A 22052-nucleotide genomic window follows, 5' to 3' on the forward strand; every position below is an offset into this window, starting at 1 on the left:
CAGGATCGCCCCGTCCATCTGCGCCGCGCCCGTGATCATGTTCTTCACGTAGTCCGCGTGCCCCGGGCAGTCCACGTGCGCGTAGTGGCGCTTCGCCGTCTCGTACTCCACGTGCGCCGTCGCGATCGTGATCCCCCGCTCGCGCTCCTCCGGCGCCTTGTCGATCTCGTCAAACGCCGTGTACTGCGCCAACCCCTCGTTCGCCAGCACCCGCGTGATCGCCGCCGTCAACGTCGTCTTCCCGTGGTCCACGTGCCCAATCGTCCCCACGTTCACGTGCGGCTTCGTTCGCTCAAACTTTTCCTTGGCCATGGCGGTCTCTCCTCGTCAACTTTAGTTCCGTCAGCCAAACAAACAAAAACCGCCCGACCACCGCGGGGCGGGCCGGGGGAGTGGGAGCAAAGCTGGAGCCCACGACCGGACTTGAACCGGTGACCTCTTCCTTACCAAGGAAGTGCTCCACCGCCTGAGCTACGTGGGCTCACGAACCGCTATACCAAATGGAGCGGGAGACGGGTCTCGAACCCGCGACCCTCAGCTTGGAAGGCTGATGCTCTAGCCAACTGAGCTACTCCCGCTACCGGGCAGAAAGTGGTGGTGGGGGGAGGATTCGAACCTCCGAAGGCATCGCCGGCAGATTTACAGTCTGCTCCCTTTGACCGCTCGGGAACCCCACCACAGATTGCCTGGAGTCGCTTTCGTTGGAGCTGGCGGTGGGACTCGAACCCGCAACCTGCTGATTACAAGTCAGCCGCTCTGCCAGTTGAGCTACGCCAGCCGGAATCCACAGGGGCGCAACACCCCCCGCAGAAGGAACGGCGATGCTAGACGAACCCGATCGCGGTGTCAAGTCGCCGATCGGGCATTTTTTTGACCCCACCATGTCCACCGGAGAGGGCCGCCGCGGGCGCCCCTCCCGCGCCAGGTCCCGGGGGCGAAACGGGCGGTTCCGCGAGCAGGATCCCCCGCACGGCAGGTCCCCGGGGCCCGGCGCGCTACGAACCCTCCCCCCGGATTCGATCGAGGTGGGCCTCAAACACCTCCGGCGCCATCTCCCGCATCTGCCGACGCACCGCGGCCCGCAGGCGTGTCGGGACCCCGGCGGCGGGTTCCGAGAGGGCGAGCCCCAGAAAGAACGCCCTCGGACCGGGTTCCCCGGAACTCAGCCGCTTGAACCGCTCGTACCGCGCCGCGGTCTCCCCGGCCGTGAGGGGCCCGTACCGCGGGAACCACCCCACCTCGTAAAGCCCCACCGCCCACCACGGTCCCCCCCAGGGCGCCGCCCGGGCCACCTCGGCCCGGGCCGGCCCCAAGGCTGCATCCTCCACCTTCCAGGTCGAGTCCGGGGCCAACCCGAACCCCTCCCGGTAGGCCGCCCGCCCGGCCCGCTCCCAGCCTTGGAGGACCCGGGCGTCCCCCAGGGCGAGCCAGACCAGGGGCTCCTCCGGGACCCGCCGGACCCACTCCTCGAGCGCCGGCGCGGCCTCGGCCGGGTGCCCCGCCCAGGCTAGGAACACCGCCCACGGGAGCCCCTCGGCAAGGGGGGCGGCCGGATGAGCCCGGGCCAGGGGGGCGAACCGCCCGGCCAGGGCCCGGACGAGACCCCGCCGGGCCGAGGGCCTTCGATCCAGGGCGGAGCACCCGGTGCGACCCTCCCGGAGGGCCCGGCACAGCCGCAGCGTTCCGGGCCCCTCCGCCTCCGAAGCCTCGGGCAGCCGCCCCCGAATCCACCCGAGGGCCTCCCGGAGTTCGGCCGTGCCCGGGCCGGGCCGCCGCCGCTCCTGCCCCTCGAGGTCCTCGGCGGCCCCCGCCAGGTCGAGTCGCCCCAACCGGGCCCAGCCCCGGTGCAGAAGGGCGTCCGCATCGGCAAAGAGGTCGAGTTGGCGCATGGAGAGGAAACCCCGGTCTTCGGTCGTCGGTCGTCGGTCCTCGGTCACGGCCCGCATTCGTGACCCACCCCGTGGCGTGAGGGCCCACGCGCGGCTCTCTTGCTATTACTCCGGCGGTTAAATCGACACGGTCGGGGGCATGGGGCCTGCTGGAGCGCCGGGCGTGGCTCCTACAGTGGCCGGATGCCGCACTCGCGCCCGGCCGGAACCAGTCCCCCACCCACCGCCGGCGATGCCTCTAAAGGTCCGGTGGCCAAATAGGCATGACCCGGCGAGTTCCTTGCGCGCCTCCACCGGCGCCGGGTTGATATCAGGTCCGCTCCCGGAGGCGGCGCACCAGGGCCAGGGCCTCGTTCCGGGTCGCCACCTCCCCCCGGGCCTCGGCCTCGGCCACCTGGCGCAAGAGCCTCCCCACCTCCGGCCCCGGCGGAACCCCCAACTCCACCAGGTCGCGCCCCCTGAGGAGCGGCGGGATCTCCTCCTCGTCCCGTTTCCGCCAGTACAGCGCCAGGACCTCGGCCGCGGTGCGCTCCACCGCCTCCCGGTGGGGAGAATCCTCTCCCGTAGCCCGCTCGTCGGCCACCGCCAGGAGCACCGCCTCCGGGGTCTCGGCGCGCAGGTCCCTGAGGTACCGCAGGCGGGCCCGCTCCGTGGGCGGGGTTTGGCGGGAAAGCTGGAACAGCCTGAGGTGGGCGGCCACGACCCTCTGGGCCGCCCCGCGGGCCCTGCGCCCCACCCGCAGCCTGGCCAGGAGCCCCCGCACGAGGTGCCCGCCCCGAGTCTCGTGCCCCGTGAACCGCCGCCGGGTCCCCTCGTCGACGGCGCACTCCGGTTTGGCCAGGTCGTGGAGGTAGGCTGCCATCACGAGGAGTGCCCGCCGGGTGATCCCGGCCTCCAGTTCCTCGGCCAGGTGTTCCCTGAGCCGCCCGGGCTCGGGGATCCAGACCTCCCCGGCCGCGAGGCGCGCCGCTTCCTCGGCCGTTCTCAGGGCGTGCTCCCAGAGGTCGTGACGATGGTAGTCTCCCTGGTCGAATCCCCGCCAGGCCTCGACAAAGGGAAACAGGGCGGCGAGAACCCCATCCTCGGCCATGCGCCGGAGCGCGCCGGCACCGGCGGGGAGGTCCAGCGTGGCGAAGAGCTCCGTGCGCACCCGCTCAGGGGCCACCCCGTCGAGCCCCGGCGCCGCCCGGGCGAGCCGCCCCGCAAGCTCCGGGCCGACCCGGAGCCCCAGGGCCGCCGAAAACCGGTAGACCCGCAGCACCCGCAGCGGGTCGGCCTCGAGCACCCCGGGGCCGCAGGCGCGAAGCTCCCCGCGCAGAAGGTCGGCCAGGCCCCCGAGGGGATCCACCAGGGGCCCGCCACCCAGCCGCCAGGCCATGGCGTTCACCGTGAAATCCCGAAGTTCCAGATCCTCCTCCAACGTGGAGGCCCTGAGCGGCACGGCGTCCACGGTCGCGCCCCCCGGGAGGGCCACCCGCCAGGCCCCGCGGCCCTCGTCCAGGGGAAACGGATGTCCGCAGAGACCGCGCGCGAGCTCCTCGGCCACTGGCCTCGCGTCGGGAACCGGGAGGGCCAGGTCCAGATCCGGGGGAAGCGGCCGCCCAAGGGCCACATCGCGCACGGCGCCGCCCACGAGCCAACCCCGCTCCAGCCCGGCCGAGCCGAGGCACCGGAGCACCGTTTGGCCCAGGTCCGAGCCCTCCCATTCCCGCAGCCGGGCTGCCAGCCATCTTTTGGCTTCCGAAAGCTCGGGGGAAATGGTGTATACTGCGGCGTTTTCGGAGTCCGATCGGTTTCGATTCATGCTCGGGAGGCATTCCCGGCCCCTGCGAGGAGCCCATGTCGAAAGTGATGCTTGTCAACGTGGTCAACGAGGAGGAAAGCCGGATCGCCATCGTGGCGGACGGGCTCCTCGAGGAGGTGGCCGTCGAGACGGCCCAGGTGGAACGCCTGGAAGGAAACATCTACAAGGCCCGCATCGTCAAGGTGGTGCCGAGCCTCGACGCCGTGTTCGTGGACTTCGGGGCCGAGAAGAACGGCTTCCTTCCCGTGGACGACATCCACCAGCGGTACTTCCCGGAGGGCAAGCGTGCAACGTCCGCCCTAAGGGTGGGCCAGGAACTGATGGTGCAGGTCCGCAAGGGCGAGACCGGCCAGAAGGGGGCGGCCCTCACCACCTATATCAGCCTGCCGGGCAGGTACTTCGTGCTCATGCCTTACGTGGCCAAGCGGGGCGTCTCCCGGAAGATCGAAGACGAGGCCACCCGCAAGCAACTGCGAGAGGCCCTCGACGCCGCCCAGGTGCCGGAAGAGATGGGCTACATCGTGCGCACCGCCGCCGAAGGGCGCACGAAGCAGGAGCTCACCCGGGACGCCCAATACCTCCTCAGGCTGTGGAAGCGGATCCTCCGGGATTACGAGGAGGCCCCGGCGCCGAGCCTGCTCTACCAGGAATCCGACATCGTGATCCGCACCATCCGCGACTACTTCACCCCCGCCGTGGAAGAGGTGTGGATCGACGACCCCGAGGTGTACGAGCAGGTGCGGCGGTTCTTCCAGGCCGTGATGCCCTGGTACACCCGGCGGGTCAAGCTCCACCAGCGGCGCACCCCCATCTTCGCCCGGTACAACGTGGAGCAGCAACTCGCCACCATCTACGAGAAGACGGTGCCGCTTCCGTCGGGTGGATCCATCGTGATCGAGCAGACCGAGGCCCTGGTGAGCATCGACGTCAACTCCGGCGGCGCCTTCAAGGGTAAGGACATCGAGGAAACCGCATTCAAGGTCAACGAGGAGGCAGCTCGGGAGGCCGCCCGGCAGTTGAGGCTCCGGGACCTTGGGGGCCTTATCGTGATCGATTTCATCGACATGCGAAGCGCGGCGAACCGCGCTGCCGTGAAACGCACCCTCCAGAAGGCCCTCAAGGAGGACAAGGCCCGCGCCCAGGTGGGCTCCATCTCCCAGTTCGGGCTCTTGGAGTTGTCGCGCCAGAGGCTGAAACCCGGCGCGGCCGCGGCGGTGACCCGCCCCTGCTCCACCTGCCGGGGCTCGGGCCGGGTGCGCACGACGGAGAGCTTCGCCCTCGCCATCCTGCGGATGATCCAGGCGGAGCTGCCCCGCAAGGAGCTCGGGCAGATCCGCGTGGGCGTGCCCCCGGACGTGGCCGCCCTGCTCCTGAACCGGAAACGCCGGCGACTCTCGGAGTGGGAACGGGAGTTCGAGAAATCCATCCAGATTTTCGCGGAGCCCCTCTTGGGCCCCAACGACTACTGTTTCGTTTTCGTCGAGAACGGCAGGCCCCGCACCGAGACCAACGCGGCCGGGGTACCCCAGGAGCTTCTGGCGGTGCAAAAGGGCATTCCGGAGCCCCCGGTACGGGCCCCGCGCGCCCCGGCCTATATCCTGATGGAGGACGAACCCGAGGCCGAACCGCCGGCGGAGGAACCGCCCGCTGAGGCGCAACCGGAAGGCGCGTCCCCGACGGAGGAGCCGGCCAAGAAAAAGCGCCGGCGCCGGCGCCGAAAGAAGAAGACCGGGGAGGCGCAGGCGACGCAGGAGACGGCTGAGACTCCACCGGAGGGATCCCCGGCCGACGAGGCCGTCCCCGCGGAGCAGGCCGCGGACGAAGCCGCCCCACCGGAGGAGAGCGGAGCACCGAGCGAAAGTGAGTCGGCGGAAGCCCCGAAGTCCAAGCGAAGGCGACGGCGGCGCTCCAGGAAGAAGAAACCGGCGACCGCGCGGGAAGAAGCGGCCCCGCAGGGCGCCCCCGGGGAGGGGGACACGGGGGAGGCGCGAGCGGATCCCCCCGCGGCCGCAAGCGAGAAGTCTCGACCGGCGGCTTCCGACGAGGGGGCCAAGGACCGGACCGAAACCGCCAAGGCCGTCCCGCAGGAACCGGCGGCGTCCGAGATTCCCGCGGACTCGCACGGCGGTCGAGGGGAAGCCCCGGCCGAGGCCCAGGCCCCTGAAACCGCCGCCGAAACCGGCCCCGCCCCGAACACGCCGGAGGCGCCGCCGGCCGCCGAGGACAAACCCAAGCCCCGGCGCACACGCCGGAAGAAGAAGACCGAGGAGGCCCCGGCCGAGGCCCAGGCCCCCGAAGCCACCCCTGAAACCGGCCCCGCCCCGGACACGCCGGAGGCGCCGCCGGCCGCCGAGGACAAACCCAAGCCCCGGCGCACACGCCGGAAGAAGAAGGCCGAGGAGGCCCCGGCCGAGGCCCAGGCCCCCGAGGCCACCCCCGAAACCGGCTCCGCCCCGGACACGCCGGAGGCGCCGCCGGCCGCCGAGGACAAACCCAAGCCCCGGCGCACCCGGAAAAAGAAGGTTGAGGCGCCCTCCGAAGGGTCTTGACGACGCGGGGCTCGCAAGCCTCGCCCTTGACGGTTTTCGTGGCGGTTTGCTAGCGTGCACTATTTGTGCCCGTCGGCACGTTATCGTCCGATTCCCCTAAAGGAGGTCCGCCGTGTACAAGTACCGCCTTCTCGCTCCCGGGCCCACTCCGGTGCCCGAAACCGCCCTACTCGCGATGGCCCGGCCGGCCATCCACCACCGGGAACCCGAGTTCAAGCCCATTTTCGCGGCCTGTCGCGAGGGCTTGAAATACGTGTTCCAAACCGAGCGCGACGTCGTGATCCTCGCGGCCTCGGGCACCGGGGCCATGGAGAGCGCGGTGACGAACTTCCTGCGCCGGGGCGACCGGGCGCTCTACGTCAACGGCGGGAAGTTCGGCGAACGGTGGGGCAAGATCCTGAAGGCTTATGGCTGCGATCCAGTGGAGCTCAAGGTGGAGTGGGGCCGGGCCGTGGACCCCGAGGACATCCGGAAGGCCCTCGACGCCGACCCCGCGATCCGGGCCGTGTACGTCCAGGCAAGCGAAACGAGCACCGCCGTGCGCCACCCCGTGGACGAGATCGCCCGGATCACCGGCGGCCGCGACGTCCTCCTCGTGGTCGACGGCATCACCGCCGTGGGCGTGTTCCCACTGCCCATGGACGCGTGGGGCATCGACGTTCTCGTCACGGGGAGCCAGAAGGCCCTGATGCTCCCGCCGGGGCTCGCGTTCATCGCGTGGAGCGAGAAGGCCGAGCGGTTCCTCGAGACCTCGGATCTGCCCAGGTTCTATTTCGACCTCAAGGCCGAGCGAAAAAAGCAGCAGGAAAACCAGACCGCCTACACCCCGGCCGTGAGCCTGATCGTGGGACTCAAGGAGGCCCTCGACCGGATCCGGACCGAGACCCTTGAAGGCGTGCACGGCCGCACGGCCCGGATGGCCCGGGCCACTCGGGAGGCCGTCAAAGCCCTCGGCCTCGAACTCTTCGCCCCGGAGAGCCCTAGCGACGCGTGCACAGCGATCAAGATGCCCGAGGGCGTGGACGGCCAGGCGTTCAAGAAGGCTTTGCGGGAGCGGTTCGCCATGACCGTGGCCGGGGGACAAGACCAGGCCAAGGGCAAGATCATCCGGATCTCCCACATGGGCTACGTGGACCCCATGGACGTGGTGGCCGCCGTGTCGGCCCTGGAGTTGACGCTGCGGGAGTTCGGACACCCGGCGGAACTGGGAAAGGGCGTGGCCGCGGCTCTTTCGGTGTTGGGAGGGGAAAACCGATGAAGCGGGTGTTGGTGAGCGACAACCTCTCTCCCCGGGGCGTAGAGATCCTCCGGTCGGCCGAGGGGGTCGAGGTCGACGTCAAAACGGGCCTGAAGCCCGAGGAACTCAAGGGGATCATCGGACAGTACGACGCCCTGGTGATCCGAAGCGCCACCAAGGTCACGGCCGACCTTCTGGCCCACGCGGCGAACCTCAAGGTGATCGGCCGGGCCGGCATGGGCGTCGACAACGTGGACGTGGCCGAGGCCACGAAGCGCGGCATCGTGGTCATGAACACCCCCGGCGGCAACTCCGTGACCACGGCCGAGCACGCCCTGGCCCTCATGATGAGCCTGGTGCGAAACATCCCCCAGGCCGACGCCAGCATGAAGCAGGGCAAATGGGAGAAGAAGAAGTTCCAGGGCCACGAACTGTGTGGGAAGACCCTGGGCGTGGTGGGCCTGGGGAACATCGGGTCCATCGTGGCCGACCGGGCGCTGGGGCTCAAGATGAAGGTGGTGGGCTACGACCCCTACCTGAGTCAGGAGCGGGCGGCCGAACTCGGGGTCGAGCTCGTGGACCTCGAGGAACTCTTCCGGCGGGCCGACATCGTGACGATCCACGTGCCGCTCCTGGACGAAACCCGGAACCTCATTAACCGTGAAGCCCTGGCCAAAATGAAGGACGGGGTGTACCTCGTGTGCGCCGCCCGCGGCGGCATCGTGGACGAGGACGCCCTGCTCGAGGCTATCGAAAGCGGCAAAGTGGCCGGCGCCGCCCTTGACGTCTTCCGCGAGGAACCTCCGGGCCTCACGCCGCTGGTGGCCCACCCCCGGGTGGTGTGCACCCCCCACCTTGGGGCGAGCACGGTGGAGGCCCAGGAGGCCGTGGCGGTGCAGGTGGCCGAGCAGATCGTGGACTACCTGGAGCGGGGCATCATCCGAAACGCCGTGAACGTGCCGAGCGTTCCGCCCGAGATTCTGGCACAGATGGCCCCGTACCTGGATCTCGCCCGGAGCCTGGGCCAGCTCCAGGCCCAACTGGGGGTGGAGGGGCTCAAGGCCGTGGACCTCCAGTACTCCGGCCGGATCGCCGAGGGCCGCACCGGGTTGGTGACTGCGGCCGCCCTGGAGGGGCTCCTCTCCGCGAGCCTGGGCGAACGGGTGAACCTGGTAAACGCGCCGGTGATCGCCCGCGAGCGGGGGATCCGCGTGTCCGAGACCACGGCGAAAAACGGCGAGGACTACTCGGCCATGATGCGACTCGCCGTCGAGACGGCCCAGGGCCGGTTTAGCCTGGCCGGGGCGATCTTCGGCCGCAAAGAACCCCGAATCGTGGAGATCGACGGCATCCCCATCGAGGCGATCCCCCGGGGCCACCTGCTCGTGTTCTGGAACTACGACCGGCCGGGGCTCGTGGGGAGCATCGGCACCACCCTGGGCCGCCACGCCATCAACATCGGCCAGATGCAGTTCGGCCGCGAGGCCCCCGGCGGCCGGGCCGTGACCGTGGTGAACGTGGACGTCCCGGTCCCGGCCGAGGTCCTTCGCGAACTAAAGGAACTGCCCAACGTGGTGAGCGTCACTGCGGCGCAACTCTAGCCTGTCGGCCGGAACGGTTCCATGACCCATCGTCTGAGCCGGGCGGGCACCCCCGCCCGGCACCGCGAACTTCCCCCCGGGCTGGCCGACCGGCTGCCCGACGAGGCGGCCCGCCTCCACGCCGTGCGGGAGGCCTGCCTGGCCGAGTTGGCCCGCTGGGGGTACCGCCTCGTGGGCACGCCTCTCCTGGAGCACGCCGACACGTTCGAGCCCGCCCTGCCCGAACCGGGAGACGAGACGTTCCTGTACCGGTTCGTGGACCGCACCACCGGCCACGTGCTGGCCATACGGGCCGATTTCACGCCCCAGGTGGCCCGGATCGCGGGCACCCGGTTCCCCGAGGCCACCCTTCCATTGCGGCTTTGTTACGAAGGCTCCGTGGTGCGCCACGTGCCCGAGCGCCGGGGGATGTCCCGGGAGATCCCCCAGGTGGGGGCCGAACTGCTGGGCGTGCAGGACCCGGAGGCCGACGCCGAGGGCATCGCCCTTGTGGTGGCGTGCCTCGAGGCCGCGGGGATCGAGGGGTTCAAGGTGGATCTCGGGCAGGTGGAGTTCTTCCGGGGCGTGGTCGAGGGACTCGACCTTGCGCCCGACGAACTCGCGGCGCTGCGTGACGCCGTGGCCCGAAAGGACCTGAGCGATCTCGAGAAGATCCTCGAAGCGCTCTCGATCCCGGACCGCCGCAAGGAGATCCTGGCCGAGCTGCCCCTTCTCGCCGGCGGCACCGAGGTGCTGGATCGGGCCGCCAACCTGGTGGACTCGGAACACAGCGTGCAAGCCATGGAGAACCTGGCGCGGGTGGTGGAGTTCGTGGGCGTCCACGGCCTGTCCGACCGCCTCACCCTGGATCTGGGCGAGATCCGGGGCATCGACTACCACACCGGGGTCATCTACGAGGCGTTCGTGCCCCACCTGGCCGTGCCCCTGTGCCGGGGCGGCCGGTACGACCGGCTGTGCTCGGCCTACGGCCGGGACCTGCCGGCCACGGGGTTTTCCCTGGACCTCTCGGCCATCCTGTCCGCCCTGGCGGCGCCCACCCCCGGGCCCGAGGGGGTGTTCCTGATCAACTTCGAACCCGACCGGCGGCGCGCCCTTCTGCTGGCGCGGCGCCTGCGACGCCAGGGCACCCGGGCCGCGCGGGACCTGATCCGCAGGCCCCTGGACGACTCCCTGGCCCACGCCCGATCCCAGGGCTTCCGTTGGGCCGTCGTGGTCGATCCCGCGGTGGCCCCCCGGGTCCGGTGGGTGGATCTGATGTCGGGCGAGGCCGACGTTTTGACCGAGGATGAAGCCGTCGCCCGGGCGCGGGCGTGAGGAGCGATCGAGCATGCCGAACGTGGTGGTGATCGGCGCCCAGTGGGGCGACGAGGGCAAGGGCAAGGTGGTGGATCTCTACGCGGCCGGAGCCGACGCCGTGGTCCGGTTCCAGGGGGGAAACAACGCGGGCCACACCCTCGTGGTTGGCGGAGAGAAGATCATCCTCCACCTGATTCCCTCGGGCATCCTTCACCCGGGGACGACCTGCTGCATCGGCAACGGGGTGGTGGTGGATCCCGACGTGCTTTGGGAGGAGATCGAGGGCCTGCGCCAGAAGGGCCGGTGGACTGACGATGGGGCTCTCGTGGTGAGCGGGGCCGCCCACGTGATCCTGCCCTGCCACCGGGAGCTCGACAAGGCCCGGGAGGCCCGGGCCGGAAAGACCCAGATCGGGACCACGGGGCGGGGCATCGGCCCCTGCTACGAGGACAAGGCCTCCCGGAAGGGCGTCCGGGTGGCCGACCTCCTGGAACCCGACCGCCTCCGGGAAAAGGTGGAGGCCCTCCTCGACGAGCGAAACGCCCTGCTGCGCCACCTGGGCGCGCGCCCCTTCGACCCGGAGGAGATGTGGGAGCACCTGTGCCGGGCGGGCGAGAGGATCCGGCCGTTCGTAGGAGACGTAACGGGGCTCGTACACCGCTGGACCCGGGAGGGGAAGAAGGTGCTCTTCGAGGGCGCCCAGGGGACGCTCCTCGACATCGACCACGGCACGTACCCCTTCGTCACGAGCTCCAACACCACGGCCGGGGCCGCGGCCACGGGCACGGGGCTTCCGCCCCGGGAAGTCCACGCCGTGGTGGGCATCACCAAAGCGTACGTGACCCGGGTGGGCGCGGGGCCGTTCCCCACGGAACTCCACGACGCCATGGGCGACCGGTTGCGGGAGCGGGGCGGCGAGTTCGGAAGCACAACCGGTCGACCCCGCCGGTGCGGTTGGCTCGATCTCGTGGCCCTGCGCTCGGCGTGCCGGCTCAACGGGCTTTCGGGCCTCGCGGTCACCAAGCTCGACGTGCTCGAGGGCGTGGACCCGATCCGGGTTTGCACCCGGTATCTGCTGGACGGCGAGACCGTGGACTTCGTGCCCTCCCGCGCCGAGGACTTGGCGCGGTGCGTGCCGGTGTACGAGGAACTCCCCGGCTGGTCCGAGCCCTTGGGCGACGCCCGACGCCCGGCGGACCTTCCCCGAAACGCCCGGGCGTTCCTCGACGCCGTGGCCGAGGCCACGGGCTGCCCGGTGGCCCTGGCCTCGGTTGGGCCGGGACGGGAGCAGACCGTGGAGTTCCTCGATCCCTTCTCCCTGGGCCGCGCGTAGAAAAAGGCGGCGGCCACGGTTGACACCCGGCCGGGCCTTCGGTATAAAGGCCGGCCTTATCGGCGTGGGCCGTTAGCTCAGCTGGCAGAGCATCTGACTTTTAATCAGAGGGTCCCAGGTTCGAATCCTGGACGGCTCACCACCCCTTGGGAGCTCCGGGGCCCTCCGCCGGCCCCGCTGGAACTCGGACAGATCCGTCCCCATCGTCTAGCCTGGCCCAGGACACCGGCCTTTCACGCCGGCGACGGGGGTTCAAATCCCCCTGGGGACGCCATCTTCACCGAAACGGCCCGGACCGGCGAGAACCGCCGTCCGGGCCGTTTCCTTTTTCACCCCCCCGGGCGCCAGCCCCAACCCGTCGTTTCCGAGGAGGCCCGCGATGCCCACCGTTTTCGAAGACCGCCTCCGCCGGTTCGCCGAGGCGATTCTCGCCGGGACCGGCAGCGACACCGACGAGGCAAGCATCGTGGCCGCCCACCTGGTGCGGGCGAACCTCACCGGGCACGACAGCCACGGCGTGGGGATGCTCCCTTACTACGTGCGGTTCGCGTTCCGGGGCCTTCTTCGTCCGAACACGCCGGCCCGGCTTCTCAAGGACGAAGGCCCTATCCTCGCCTTCGACGGGGGCCGCGGCTACGGCCAGCGGGTGGCCCGCGAGGTCCTCGACGCCGCCATCGCCCGGTGCCGGGAAACCGGTATCGCGCTCGCCACGCTACGCCACGCCCACCACATCGGGCGGGTGGGCACCTACGGGGAGCAGTGCCTCGCCGCCGGGTTTGTGGGCATCCTGTTCGTGAACGTCCAGGACCACCCGCCGCTCGTGGCTCCTTTCCGCGGGAGCGACGCCCGGTTCGGCACGAACCCGGTCTGTATCGCCGTCCCGGGCACCGATCGCACCAGCCCGGTGCTCCTCGACATGGCCACGAGCCGGATCGCCCTGGGAAAGGTCCGGGTCCACATGAACAAGGGGGAACCGGCCCCGGCCGGGTGCCTCCTGGACCACCGGGGGCGGCCCACCACGGATCCCGCCGTGATGTTCCGCGACCGGAACCGGGGCGCGCTCCTGCCCGTGGGGGACCACAAGGGGTACGGGCTCGTGCTCGCCTGCGAACTCCTCGCCGGGGCGCTTTCGGGCGGGGGCACCATCCAGCCCGGGCACCCCCGCCTCGGGGCCATCGTGAACAACCTTCTCGCCGTCGTGATCGACCCGGGTCGGCTCGTGGACGTGGGCTGGCTCGGGCGCGAGGTGGAGGCGATCGTGGAGTACGCCAAGGCCTCCCCGCCGTCCCGGCCGGAGGAACCCGTGCTGATCCCCGGCGAACCGGAGCGCGAAACCGAGCGCCGGCGCCGGGCCGAGGGCATCCCGATCGACGAAACCACCTGGGAGGAACTCCTGGAAGCCGGCCAAACCGTGGGACTCGCGCGGGAGGATTTGCGCCGGACGGCGGGGGTGGGCCCGTAACAGGGTTTCTCCCCCCGGGGGCCGTGCGCTCTGCACCTCCCAGGGGAATCGGGAACAGGATCCGCTCGGATGGCCCCGGGAAGTAGCCCGGCCGGCCGGTGTTCTCGGTGCCGTAGCGGACGGTCCTCGGGCGGGATCCCTACCACCGGCCCGTTCCCGCCCCGGCAAGTCACCGAGCCCCCCACCGTCTCAAGAGGGGCGGCGGCCGCCCCCCGGAGTTCCCCGTGCCCCTAGCGTTCGATGGGCTCCACCTCGGCCGCCAAGACCTCGCGCCGGGCCCTTCTCAGCTCGGCGCAAAGGGGAAAGGCTCCCGGCCCGGTGGCTCCCAAGTGCCGGCCGGCCGCACCAGGCTCCCCACCAGTCCCCCACCCGCGGGTTTCCCGCAGCAACGCCGGCGATCTGACAATACTTCCGGCGGCGGTGTTGGTATCTCCGTTGATGTTGGTCGCCGATGGGCTTCGGCCCAAGGTCTCCTACTCTCCCCGGATCATGATCAAAAGCATCTTGAACCGCTTTTCGGCTCGCACGGCGTGGGGCACGTGGGCCGGCATGATGACGAGCTCGCCGGCGCCGGCGCGGACCTCCTCCCCGCCGATGATCAAGAGGGCCTCCCCGTCCACCACCTGGACCACGGCGTCGAAGGGGGCGGTATGCTCGCTCAGGTTCTGGCCCTGGGCGAACGCAAACAGCGTGAGCGTGCCGCCCTTCCGGTCCACGAGGGTCCGGCTCACGATGCACCCTTCCGCGTACTCCACGAAACTCGCCAAATGGATGGGCGTGGATACGGGCGCTTTCGCCGCCATGGGAAACCTCCTGTGTCGGGTGGTCGCAGGCTGTGGCACAATGAGGGTACCCGAGGTTCCGGCCCCCGCAACGTACGGCTTTCGGGAGGGGAAAACCATGCCCCCAGGAGAACTAACCATGGAAACACCGGTCGGCCCCTTGACCCTCACCGCGGAGCGGGGGGCCCTGGTGGGCATCCGGTTCGGCGCCGGGGGCCCGCCGGCCGCCCCTTCCGGAACCGTCCTGGCCCAGGCCGCCCGGGAACTCGAGGAATACTTTGGGGGCGGGCGCAAGGCGTTTACGGTGCCGCTGCGGTTCCCGCCCGGCTCCACCGCGTTCCGGCTGCGGGTCTGGGAAGCCCTCCGGCGGATTCCCTACGGAGAAACCCGAACCTACGGCGACCTCGCCCGGGAGCTCGGCACGAGCGCCCGGGCGGTGGGCGGGGCCTGCCGCCACAACCCGATTCCCATCGTGGTGCCCTGCCACCGGGTCGTGGCCCGGTCGGGGCTCGGCGGCTACGCCGGCGAGTGGGAGAACGGGGCGGCCGAGGCCGTGAAGCGCCGGCTCCTCGAACTGGAGACGCTGCCCCATGGGTGACGGCCTCGGGTGGGTGGGGCACCCCTTCTTCCGCCACCACCGCACGGGGGCCGACCACCCGGAGTCGCCCCTGCGGCTCGAGGTGATCGAGGGCACGCTGGAGGGCCTCGGGCTCCTCGACCGCATGACGCGCCTCCCGTTCGCCCCGGCCTCGCACGAAGACCTCGCCGTCGTCCACCACCCCGCCTACGTGGAGCTCCTGCGGCTCGCCTGTGAACACGGGTTCGGGTACGTCGCCGAGCCCGAGACCCGGATCTGCCCCGAGAGCTTCGAGGTGGCCCGCCTCGCCGCCGGCGGCACCCTGGCGGCCGTGGACGCGGTTCTCCACGGCACCGTGGGGCGGGCCTTCTGCGGCCTGCGCCCCCCGGGGCACCACGCCGGGCCGGAACGGGCGGGCGGGTTTTGCCTCGTGAACCACGCGGCGCTCGCGGCCGAGCACGCCCTCCGGCGGCGGGGCCTGGGCCGGGTGGCGGTGGTGGACCTGGACGCCCACCACGGGAACGGGACCCAGGAGATCTTTTGGGAGCGGGGCGATGTGCTCTACGTGTCACTCCACGAACACCCGCTAACCCTCAAATACCCGGGCACGGGCTGGCCCGGGGAGACGGGGGCCGGACGGGGTCGGGGGCGCACCCGGAACGTCTGCCTCGCCCACGGCGCCGGCGACGCGGAACTCCTGGCCGCGCTGGAGTCCGAGGTGATCCCCGCGCTCGAAGCGTTCCGGCCGGACCTCCTAGTCCTTTCCGTGGGGTTCGACGGCCTCGCCACGGACCCCCTGACCCACCTGACCTTGACGGCCGGCGGATTCGGGAAGGCCACCGCCCGCTTGGTGGACGCGGCCGAGGGGCTCTGCGGCGGGCGGATCGTGAGCGTGCTCGAAGGGGGCTACGACCTCGTGGGCCTGGGCCCGGCGGTCGCCGCCCACGTAGAGGCGCTGCTGGGGGCGTAGCCGAGGCGGGGGGATGGCCCATCGGGCGGCCGGTCTTGCAACCACGGAGAACACGGAGGACACGGAGAGATCCGAAGGCCCTCGGGCCCCTGCAGGGCCTTGCACGCTGTGGAGGTCAAAGACCGATTTAAGGGCGGGCGGGGGCGTCGGAGTCTCGAAGGTTTTTCGCCGCCTAGCAGCCTAGCCGCCCAGCTGTCCAACTGGATGCGACCCGACCGCCATGGAACGGGCCGCTCCGATCCGGCACTCCCCCCTTCCGAAGGCCGCGGCTCCCCGTCAGAGCGTGAGCAGGGTCACCACGGCGTGCGCGAGGAGGCTTCCGGCCTGGTCCCGGGCCTGCACCTGCACGGTGGCAACCCGCCGGCCGAGCCGCAGGATCTCCGCGCGCGCCGTGATCCGGGCGCCGGGCCCGGCCGGCCGCATGAAGTGCACCTCCAGGCCCTCGGTGGTGAGTTTGAGCCCCGACGGAAGGAGCCGGCCGGGGAAAAACGCGACCGTGTCCACCAAGGCGGCCAGCACCCCGCCGTGGAGCCCCCCCAGATAGTTGCCGTGGCGGGCCTCCACCGTGACCGCCATCTCGGCCGTCTCGGCCGTGACCTCCAAGAGTTCGAACCCCAGATGGCGGGCGAGCCCGATCCCGGCGAAGATCTCCCGAGCCCGATCGTTCCAGTACGCCTCTTCCACGATTCCCTCTGTATTCCAAAAAACGGCAGTCCGCGGTCGTCAGTCCCCGGTCTCCGGTCCCTTGGTCCATGCCGCTGCGGTCCGCCGTAGTACCGAAAGCCGAAGGCTACGGTTCCTGTGAGCGTGACGTCGCCCAGCCTATGGGCAATTCCGAGGAACTTCCCGCCGGGCGGCTCGGCGGCCGAAACCCTTCGGGGTTCCAGCGCCATTGCCCGTCCCAATCTGTGGTAGCGGCCTCGATACCGCGGGCCAGAATTCAGAGGTCAGGTACCAGAGACCGCCTGTCCTCCGGTCACTGGCACCGGGCGCCCGGATGCCCCGGAGCCGAAGCCGGGCTTACTTATCGGATTCCGCGGGAAACTTCCAGCCCGAAACGGCCTCCGAACAGAAGAAACCCCGCGGGGGAACGCCCGCGGGGTCTCCGGAATGGACGGCGGGGGTGCCGCGTTCCCGCCTTGATCAGAAGTACGCCTCCCTCGGGAGCGTCCGGATGGTGCTGTAGGCCTCCAGGGTCTTCTGGGCCTGGGTGAGGAGGTTTCGCACCCGGCCGAGGAGGTCCTTCGAGAAGGCCAGGTTGTGGATGGGGTTACCGCGCTCGAAGAGTTTCAGGTTCTTCTCGGCATTGTTCACCAGATCCTGGGCGTCGTAGGTGTACTTGCCCTCCCGCATGGCGGCCAGGATCTTCCGCTGGGTGTCCTGGAGCATCGTCCGAAGAGTGGCGACCTCGGCCTTGAGGGCCTTGGCCTCCTCCTCCCACTCGTCCACCATGGCGCCGTAGGCCTCGTCGCCGTCGTGGCACTCCACGCAGGCGGCCTTGATGCCCTCGACCGTGTTCTCCTCGCCGGCCGCGATCTGGACGTGGCACTCCTCGCACCCCACGGCCTCGGCCATCGGGTTCTTCTCGCCGCGCACGTCGCAGCTCTTCTCGTCGCAGGCGTTCTGGCCGTTATAGAGGTTGTGATTCTCCACGTGGCAGTCCTGGCACTCCACCGCCCCGGCGCCCTCGCCGTGGTGGCACTCGTTGCAGTTCCGGAGAACCGTCTGGCCGTGACGCTCCCGCGGGGTGTGGCACTCGAGGCAGTCCAGCCCCTCGTCCTGCACGTGCACGTCGTGGGGGAACGACACGTTTCCGAACGGCACCGGTTGGGTCTCGATGCACTCGACGCACGAGTGGCACAACTGGGTGCAGCCGGTGGGCGGTGACACCGCCTTCACGGCGTACCCGGGCTCGGCGAGGGCCCGCACCTTCTCGGAGCGCTCCTGGACGTCGGCCAGAATCCGCAGGGCGTAGTCCACGTTGTGGAGCCCCCGGGCCCGGCGGACGAACGCGAGGTTTCGCTCGGCCACCTCCACCAAGGCCGCGGCCTGGGACTTCGCGTCGTTTTCCTTGATCTTCCTGAGGGCGGAACGCGCCTCCAGGATCGCCTTCTCGGCCTTGTCCATCTCCTCGGTGAGGAGCTGTTTCCAATGCTTGGCCATGTCGTCGTAACCCTTGCCGTGGCAGTCGGCGCACGACTGGATGACCTGCTCGTAGCTCAGCCGGAGGCTCGAGGTGATCCCGGAGGGGGTTTTTTTCACGGCCACGTGACAACTACCGCAGTCGGCATGGGCCAGGTACATCGGGTTCGGCATATCCGGCACGCCTTCGGCACCCTTGCCCATATACAAATTCCGGGTAACCTCGTGCTGGTCGAGGGTATGGCACTTCAGGCAGTCGGTATCGTAGTAGTACCCCTTGGTGCGGGGCCGAAGGGCCGCCTGGGCCATCTTCTCCAAGGCTTCGGGCATCTCGTCTCCCGGCCGGACGATGTGGTGCTCGATCACCGAGTGGCACCGGAAACACTCCACCTTGTGCTCCGTCACGTGGTCGCGGTGGATCTCCTCGCTCGCGTGCTCCCCGTAAAGAATCCGAGGCTCCGCGTGGCACTGGACGCAGGTGTTGTCCTTGAGGTGTCCGTCCCCGAAGATCACGTCGAAGTGACACTGCTGGCAGTACACGCCGTTGTCCAGGTACTCCTGGTGGACGAACGGCATGTTCTCGTTGGCGTTGATGAACACCTTGGCCCGCAGTTGGGTGTGGCAGAGCTGACAATCGGCCATCTCCGGGTGCTCTTCCCGGTTCATGAAATGGCACACGAAGCAGGTGCTCTCAGTGACCGTCAGGTGTTCGCCCTGAACGATCTGGGAGTGGCAGGTGACGCACCGGAGCTTCTTGCCCCGGCGGAGTTCACCAAGGTGCGTCCCGTGGCTGAACCTCACCCCCTTGAACGTGAGGGTCTTCTCGGCCAGGTCACCCGTGTTATGGCACCCCTCCCGCAAACAACTCGCGTCGCTGACCTGCGTATGGGGCCGTGGGGGCGCCGTGCCGGTGAGCTTCATCCACACGTGCATCTGGGCCTTCCACTTGCCTTTGAGCTCGTTGACCAACCCCGGCTCGAAATGGCACTCGATGCACAGGACCTCCCGGTGGCTCGACTCCGCCCAAGAGTCGATGTAGGGCTGCATGTTGTGGCACATGCCGCAGAATTTGGGCGACGCCGTCGCCTTGAGCATAAGGGCCACAAAGACGACAAGCGCAACAACGGCCACCACAGCGAACACCAGCATGCCTTTCCAGTGGCGCCGGATGCCCACGAAGATCACCCGGAACAAGTCTCTCAGAAAGTCGACCATCAAAGTCCATAGTTCGCGGATCATCTCCCCACACCTCCCTTCCGAAAGAAAAAAGGAAACGGTTCTGAAACATTCTGAAACATGTGGAACAGCAGGCCTTTCTGGAACCGTTCTGTATCACGACCCACGAATCGAACGCAAGGGGTGCATATCCCCCACCCGACTCCGACGTTCTAACCTCCTGGCATCCCTAATCTACAACTCATCGAATCAAGAATAAGTCCATAGATGACACTGTCCGTGTGCCGTGATACCATCTCGTGTCCATTGTCAAGGAGTCGCCCATCATGCGAATTTTTGCACTTGCCCTCCTGCTTGCGTGCTACCTTCCTGCCGCTGCGGGTGCCGGTACGATCACCCTTCTTTACACCGCCGACGAAAGGGGCGAGATCCTTCCCTGCGGGTGAAAGAAAAACCCGCGTGGCGGTCTGGCCAAGCGAGCAACCTACGTAGCGCAAGCCCGAACCGAGGGGCCGGTTCTGTTCGTCAGCGCCGGGAACTGCCTGTTCAAGCGCGAGCACGTGCCTCCAGCCAAGGCTGCAGAATTCGAGGAGATCGCCCGACTCATGGTCCGGGCCTACAGCGTCATGGGACTCGACGCGATGTCGGTGGGGGCCTACGACCTTTCCCTGGGCATCGACTTCCTCCTGGGACTTTCCCGAGAGGCCACGTTTCCCTTTCTGAGTGCAAACCTCGTCGATCCCCACGGCCGGCGGTATTTCGAGGCGTACCAGGTTCGGTCGGTGGGAGGGATCCGGATCGCCCTGGTGGGACTCCTTGACGACGATCTAAAACGAAGTCGAATCCCCTTAGTGGAGAAAATCCGCGTGCTCCCCCCGCTGCAGGTGGCAGAGCGCCTCGTTCCGGACATCGTAGCGAAGGAAAAGCCCGATCTCGTGGTCGTCCTGACCGACATGATGGACCGGGATCTTCGCCGGCTCGCCCTGTCGGGCCTGCCCATCGATGTGATCGTCGGGTCGTCCCGGAGAAACCAGCTCTCGGTCCCCGCCCGGATCGGCTCGACCCTCGTGTGCTCCCTCGACAGGGGCGGAAAGACCCTCGGCCGGCTAGAGGTGCGCCTCACGGAGGAAGGCAGGCCCGCGATTCAGAACACGTTCGTTCCCCTGATGGAGGACCGGTTCGCGGATCACCCGGCCGTCGCCCCCCTGGTTGAGGAAACCCTATCGAGGCTCAAGGAACTCCAGGCCCGTGCCGTGCCGGAGGCCGGTGCCGCCTCGGAACAGGGGTGCGGCCAGGAGTTTGTCGGCGCGCAGGCGTGCCGCCCCTGCCACCCCGGCCGCTACCAGTACTGGCGCGCCACGGCCCATGCCGCCGCCTACGAGGTGCTCAAGGCCAAGGGCCGGGAGTTCGACACCGATTGCCTGGCCTGCCACACGGTGGCCTACGAGTGCTCCGACGGCGAGGTGGACCGGCTCAGCATCGAGCGGTTCGCCAACGTGCAGTGCGAGTCGTGCCACGGTCCGGGTTCGGTCCACGTGGCGTCCGAGGGAAAAGCGCCGTTGGAAAAGGGCTTGGCCTGCCCCAAATGCCACACGCCGGAACGGTCGAACGATGAGGGCGTAACCCGGAGGGCCCACGAGGTGTGCGCGGATTCGGGTGCGCCGGCGGGGAATTAGGTGCCTCCGGGGTGCAGCCCCTAACGTCGGGCCCCTCCGGGGCCAACCCCGGCCGTCCTACGTAAGCTTCACCGGGAGGCTCCGCACTGGAGTAAGCGACCGACTACCGGGGCCAGAGCCATTTCAGGAGGAGTGCGGCCAGCGGGGCCGAGTGGAGGACCAGGTCGAAGATGTCCAGCGGCCGCCGAAGGTCCCCGGCCAGGAGCATCTGCACCTTCTCCACCAGGTGGGGCTTGGGGTGGAACGGGGCCAAGGCCATCAGCACCGCCAGGGGGATCAGCACCGAGTAGGGGACCGCATCGAACATAAGGGACCTCCGCGCCGAAGGGGGTCGTCACGTCCCTTCGATGCTGGAACGCCCCCGACGTTTCAGCCCCCTCGTTTTCCGGCGATCCAGTCTGCCATGGCCGCCACGGTCTGCGGCCAGTCGGACGACATGCGAAGCCCCACGAACTCCCGGTAGAGCCCGTCCAGGACGTCCCAGATCTCCCGCGCGAGCCCAAGGCGCACGAGCGCCGTGCCGTGCCACCCTTCGTCCGGGTCGGCCTCCACCGGCGGGATCTTGCCCGACGCCAGGTCGAACGTGTCGCCCCTCAGGGTGAACTCGTACTCCCGGTCGTTCACCGAGAGCCCCAGACGGACCTCCTGGACCTTCTTTCCCACCGCGAGAGCCGCGGCCGCCTCGGCCGACCGAGCCACCTCGCCGTTCTTCAGGATGTTCTCCTTGCTGTCGGTCTCGAGGCTCCCCAGGGTGAGGCGCTCCTCGATCCACAGCGTGGCCGTCCCCAGGCCCGGCACCGGGACCTCCCCGCCCCCCTCCTCGATCCGAAACCAAAGCCAGGTCAGGAACTCGTGGCCCCAGAAGGCCTTCTCCTCCATGGTCTTCAGCACGTCCATCACCGCCCCTCCTCGGGAGCGAACCAGGCCGGGATCACCCGGTCCAGGGTCTCGGCCCGGTCTTCCCCGGCGGCCTCCAGGGCCAGGGCATACGGGAACAGCGGCCTGAGCCTCAGACCGAAGGTGCGCTCAAACACCACCCGGAAAGTCTCGTTCGCTTTCTCGGCGGTGCTCCAGAACCACACCTCGGAGCGGTCCAGGTCCCAGGCCATGTCGATCCCCTGTACCGACGGGATCACCCGGTCCAGGAGCTCGCGGCGCACCAAAGACGCGATCTCGTCCCGCTCGGCCCGGGTCAGGTCCTCCCGGCCGGCCTTGAGCCGCCACTCGGCCTCCCGCCGCCGGCACATCAGCTTGAAATATTTCGACGGGATGCGCTTCGTGTCGATCCGCAGGGTAAGGCAGATCGTGTTCCCCACGAGCCAGCGGTCCAGCGGCAGTTCGGGCTCGAACCAGTCGTCCACGCCGACCCAGCCCACCACCTGTTCCCGCTCGTCGTCGGGGGCAAAATCCTGAAACGCGTTGGCCCGGATCGCCTCCTCGTACCGGTCCCGGAAATCGGGCGGGGGCTCCCCCAACACCCGGTACCGCCGTAGCCGAACTCCACCGGTCAAGATTCCCATGTCGCCTCCTCCGGCTTCCCAAGAGCCGCCGCTTATAC

Annotated in this window: 18 protein-coding genes and 6 tRNA genes; 11 read left to right on the forward strand and 13 right to left on the reverse strand. The window is 69.3% G+C overall.

Going from position 1 to position 22052, the window contains the following annotated elements:
* The 7 genes from ACY0I8_RS06570 to ACY0I8_RS06600 all read right to left on the reverse strand — a co-directional run.
* Nucleotides 1-312: GTP-binding protein (locus tag ACY0I8_RS06570; protein WP_461394124.1), on the reverse strand; the 312-nt coding region annotated here is incomplete at its 3' end.
* A 93-nt stretch (nt 313-405) separates the two neighbouring features.
* Nucleotides 406-481 (reverse strand) — tRNA-Thr (locus ACY0I8_RS06575).
* Nucleotides 482-501: 20 nt separating this feature from the next.
* Nucleotides 502-578, reverse strand: a tRNA-Gly gene (locus tag ACY0I8_RS06580).
* Between the two features lie 14 nt (nt 579-592).
* A tRNA-Tyr gene (locus tag ACY0I8_RS06585) sits at nt 593-677 on the reverse strand.
* A 25-nt stretch (nt 678-702) separates the two neighbouring features.
* Nucleotides 703-778 (reverse strand) — tRNA-Thr (locus ACY0I8_RS06590).
* Between the two features lie 217 nt (nt 779-995).
* Nucleotides 996-1946 carry a hypothetical protein gene (locus ACY0I8_RS06595; protein WP_461394125.1) on the reverse strand — a complete coding sequence of 317 codons (951 nt, stop codon included), beginning with the start codon at nt 1944-1946 and terminating at the stop codon, nt 996-998.
* A 253-nt stretch (nt 1947-2199) separates the two neighbouring features.
* Nucleotides 2200-3693 carry an HD domain-containing protein gene (locus ACY0I8_RS06600; protein ID WP_461394126.1) on the reverse strand — a complete coding sequence of 498 codons (1494 nt, stop codon included), beginning with the start codon at nt 3691-3693 and terminating at the stop codon, nt 2200-2202.
* A gap of 35 nt (nt 3694-3728) precedes the next feature.
* Between ACY0I8_RS06600 and ACY0I8_RS06605 the strand changes: the two genes are divergently transcribed.
* From ACY0I8_RS06605 to ACY0I8_RS06640, 8 genes are all read left to right on the forward strand, one after another.
* A complete protein-coding gene (locus ACY0I8_RS06605; protein WP_461394127.1) occupies nt 3729-6242 on the forward strand; it encodes an Rne/Rng family ribonuclease in 2514 nt (837 codons plus the stop codon).
* Nucleotides 6243-6354: 112 nt separating this feature from the next.
* Nucleotides 6355-7500 (forward strand): pyridoxal-phosphate-dependent aminotransferase family protein, encoded by a 1146-nt coding sequence (locus ACY0I8_RS06610; protein WP_459942816.1) that lies wholly within the window; start codon nt 6355-6357, stop codon nt 7498-7500.
* Nucleotides 7497-9080: a Rossmann-fold NAD(P)-binding domain-containing protein gene (gene serA / locus ACY0I8_RS06615; RefSeq protein WP_459942815.1), complete on the forward strand. Its 1584-nt coding sequence runs from the start codon at nt 7497-7499 to the stop codon at nt 9078-9080. The genes ACY0I8_RS06610 and serA overlap by 4 nt, the downstream gene beginning before the upstream one ends.
* 21 nt (nt 9081-9101) lie before the next feature.
* Entirely contained in the window at nt 9102-10394 is a 1293-nt protein-coding gene (gene hisZ / locus ACY0I8_RS06620; protein WP_459942814.1) for an ATP phosphoribosyltransferase regulatory subunit, read from the forward strand.
* Between the two features lie 13 nt (nt 10395-10407).
* Nucleotides 10408-11709, forward strand: coding sequence for an adenylosuccinate synthetase (locus ACY0I8_RS06625; protein ID WP_459942813.1), 1302 nt, complete (start codon nt 10408-10410; stop codon nt 11707-11709).
* Between the two features lie 66 nt (nt 11710-11775).
* Nucleotides 11776-11851: transfer RNA gene (locus ACY0I8_RS06630), tRNA-Lys, on the forward strand.
* Nucleotides 11852-11905: 54 nt separating this feature from the next.
* Nucleotides 11906-11983 (forward strand) — tRNA-Glu (locus tag ACY0I8_RS06635).
* 105 nt (nt 11984-12088) lie between these two features.
* Complete coding sequence (locus ACY0I8_RS06640; RefSeq protein WP_459942812.1) at nt 12089-13171, forward strand: malate/lactate/ureidoglycolate dehydrogenase; 1083 nt, start codon at nt 12089-12091, stop codon at nt 13169-13171.
* 473 nt (nt 13172-13644) lie between these two features.
* On the opposite strand, the gene ACY0I8_RS06645 is transcribed toward ACY0I8_RS06640, so the two are convergent.
* The gene (locus ACY0I8_RS06645) at nt 13645-13974 is read right to left on the reverse strand and encodes a cupin domain-containing protein (protein ID WP_461394128.1); all 330 of its coding nucleotides are present in this window, start codon (nt 13972-13974) and stop codon (nt 13645-13647) included.
* A 118-nt stretch (nt 13975-14092) separates the two neighbouring features.
* Between ACY0I8_RS06645 and ACY0I8_RS06650 the strand changes: the two genes are divergently transcribed.
* Nucleotides 14093-14551: a methylated-DNA--[protein]-cysteine S-methyltransferase gene (locus ACY0I8_RS06650; protein ID WP_459942810.1), complete on the forward strand. Its 459-nt coding sequence runs from the start codon at nt 14093-14095 to the stop codon at nt 14549-14551.
* Nucleotides 14544-15500 (forward strand): histone deacetylase family protein, encoded by a 957-nt coding sequence (locus ACY0I8_RS06655; protein WP_459942809.1) that lies wholly within the window; start codon nt 14544-14546, stop codon nt 15498-15500. Before ACY0I8_RS06650 ends, ACY0I8_RS06655 begins: the two co-directional genes overlap by 8 nt.
* Before the next feature lie 276 nt (nt 15501-15776).
* Here ACY0I8_RS06655 and ACY0I8_RS06660 read toward each other — a convergent pair whose 3' ends face one another.
* On the reverse strand, nt 15777-16184 hold the full coding sequence (locus ACY0I8_RS06660; RefSeq protein ID WP_459942808.1) for a PaaI family thioesterase: 408 nt from the start codon (nt 16182-16184) through the stop codon (nt 15777-15779).
* A gap of 459 nt (nt 16185-16643) precedes the next feature.
* Entirely contained in the window at nt 16644-18857 is a 2214-nt protein-coding gene (locus ACY0I8_RS06665) for a NapC/NirT family cytochrome c (protein ID WP_461394129.1), read from the reverse strand.
* A gap of 566 nt (nt 18858-19423) precedes the next feature.
* On the opposite strand from ACY0I8_RS06665, the gene ACY0I8_RS06670 reads away from it, so the two are divergent.
* Entirely contained in the window at nt 19424-20494 is a 1071-nt protein-coding gene (locus ACY0I8_RS06670) for a multiheme c-type cytochrome (RefSeq protein ID WP_459942806.1), read from the forward strand.
* Nucleotides 20495-20597: 103 nt separating this feature from the next.
* On the opposite strand, the gene ACY0I8_RS06675 is transcribed toward ACY0I8_RS06670, so the two are convergent.
* From ACY0I8_RS06675 to ACY0I8_RS06685, 3 genes are all read right to left on the reverse strand, one after another.
* Nucleotides 20598-20801, reverse strand: coding sequence for a hypothetical protein (locus tag ACY0I8_RS06675; RefSeq protein WP_459942805.1), 204 nt, complete (start codon nt 20799-20801; stop codon nt 20598-20600).
* Between the two features lie 62 nt (nt 20802-20863).
* Entirely contained in the window at nt 20864-21391 is a 528-nt protein-coding gene (locus tag ACY0I8_RS06680; RefSeq protein WP_459942804.1) for a hypothetical protein, read from the reverse strand.
* Nucleotides 21391-22014: a hypothetical protein gene (locus ACY0I8_RS06685; protein ID WP_459942803.1), complete on the reverse strand. Its 624-nt coding sequence runs from the start codon at nt 22012-22014 to the stop codon at nt 21391-21393. Before ACY0I8_RS06685 ends, ACY0I8_RS06680 begins: the two co-directional genes overlap by 1 nt.
* Nucleotides 22015-22052 lie beyond the last annotated feature (38 nt).

Source organism: Deferrisoma sp. (genome assembly GCF_054681715.1).

What these genes read in the sequence shown, in the direction of transcription:
- ACY0I8_RS06595 (WP_461394125.1), bottom strand. Translation starts at nt 1,946, where the DNA reads ATGCGGGCCGTGACCGAGGACCGACGACCGACGACCGAAGACCGGGGT.
- ACY0I8_RS06600 (WP_461394126.1), bottom strand. Translation starts at nt 3,693, where the DNA reads ATGAATCGAAACCGATCGGACTCCGAAAACGCCGCAGTATACACCATT.
- ACY0I8_RS06605 (WP_461394127.1), top strand. Translation starts at nt 3,729, where the DNA reads ATGTCGAAAGTGATGCTTGTCAACGTGGTCAACGAGGAGGAAAGCCGG.
- serA (WP_459942815.1), top strand. Translation starts at nt 7,497, where the DNA reads ATGAAGCGGGTGTTGGTGAGCGACAACCTCTCTCCCCGGGGCGTAGAG.
- hisZ (WP_459942814.1), top strand. Translation starts at nt 9,102, where the DNA reads ATGACCCATCGTCTGAGCCGGGCGGGCACCCCCGCCCGGCACCGCGAA.
- ACY0I8_RS06625 (WP_459942813.1), top strand. Translation starts at nt 10,408, where the DNA reads ATGCCGAACGTGGTGGTGATCGGCGCCCAGTGGGGCGACGAGGGCAAG.
- ACY0I8_RS06640 (WP_459942812.1), top strand. Translation starts at nt 12,089, where the DNA reads ATGCCCACCGTTTTCGAAGACCGCCTCCGCCGGTTCGCCGAGGCGATT.
- ACY0I8_RS06645 (WP_461394128.1), bottom strand. Translation starts at nt 13,974, where the DNA reads ATGGCGGCGAAAGCGCCCGTATCCACGCCCATCCATTTGGCGAGTTTC.
- ACY0I8_RS06650 (WP_459942810.1), top strand. Translation starts at nt 14,093, where the DNA reads ATGGAAACACCGGTCGGCCCCTTGACCCTCACCGCGGAGCGGGGGGCC.
- ACY0I8_RS06655 (WP_459942809.1), top strand. Translation starts at nt 14,544, where the DNA reads ATGGGTGACGGCCTCGGGTGGGTGGGGCACCCCTTCTTCCGCCACCAC.
- ACY0I8_RS06665 (WP_461394129.1), bottom strand. Translation starts at nt 18,857, where the DNA reads ATGGTCGACTTTCTGAGAGACTTGTTCCGGGTGATCTTCGTGGGCATC.
- ACY0I8_RS06670 (WP_459942806.1), top strand. Translation starts at nt 19,424, where the DNA reads ATGGTCCGGGCCTACAGCGTCATGGGACTCGACGCGATGTCGGTGGGG.
- ACY0I8_RS06675 (WP_459942805.1), bottom strand. Translation starts at nt 20,801, where the DNA reads ATGTTCGATGCGGTCCCCTACTCGGTGCTGATCCCCCTGGCGGTGCTG.
- ACY0I8_RS06680 (WP_459942804.1), bottom strand. Translation starts at nt 21,391, where the DNA reads ATGGACGTGCTGAAGACCATGGAGGAGAAGGCCTTCTGGGGCCACGAG.
- ACY0I8_RS06685 (WP_459942803.1), bottom strand. Translation starts at nt 22,014, where the DNA reads ATGGGAATCTTGACCGGTGGAGTTCGGCTACGGCGGTACCGGGTGTTG.